General features: G+C 77.2%; 2 pseudogenes. One reads left to right on the plus strand and one right to left on the minus strand.

From position 1 onward, the window contains the following. Positions 1–198, minus strand: a pseudogene (locus EO139_RS21270) (hypothetical protein); the annotation flags it as partial. Between EO139_RS21270 and EO139_RS21265 the strand changes: the two are divergent. Next, a pseudogene (locus EO139_RS21265) lies at positions 197–394 on the plus strand (hypothetical protein); the annotation flags it as partial. The pseudogenes EO139_RS21270 and EO139_RS21265 sit on opposite strands and share 2 nt — an antisense overlap.

Raw genomic sequence — 394 nt, forward strand, 5'->3', positions numbered from 1 at the left:
CAGCGGGTCGCGTGCTTCCAGCAAGGCGGCCACGTCGCAGGCCAGCGCCACGCGGGTCGCATCGCCGGCCTGCACCAGCATCGCGGCCAGGCGCGGATGGGTGCCCAGCGCGAGCAGGCGCCGGCCCAGCGCGGTGATGCCGCCGCTGCCGGTGAGTGCGCCCAGTCGCTGCAGCAACTCGTGCGCGGCGGCCAGCGCGCTGGCCGCCGCGCACGAGTTGCTGCAGCGACTGGGCGCACTCACCGGCAGCGGCGGCATCACCGCGCTGGGCCGGCGCCTGCTCGCGCTGGGCACCCATCCGCGCCTGGCCGCGATGCTGGTGCAGGCCGGCGATGCGACCCGCGTGGCGCTGGCCTGCGACGTGGCCGCCTTGCTGGAAGCACGCGACCCGCTG

This window comes from Xanthomonas sp. BRIP62411, assembly GCF_003993525.1.
GTDB lineage: Bacteria > Pseudomonadota > Gammaproteobacteria > Xanthomonadales > Xanthomonadaceae > Xanthomonas > Xanthomonas euroxanthea.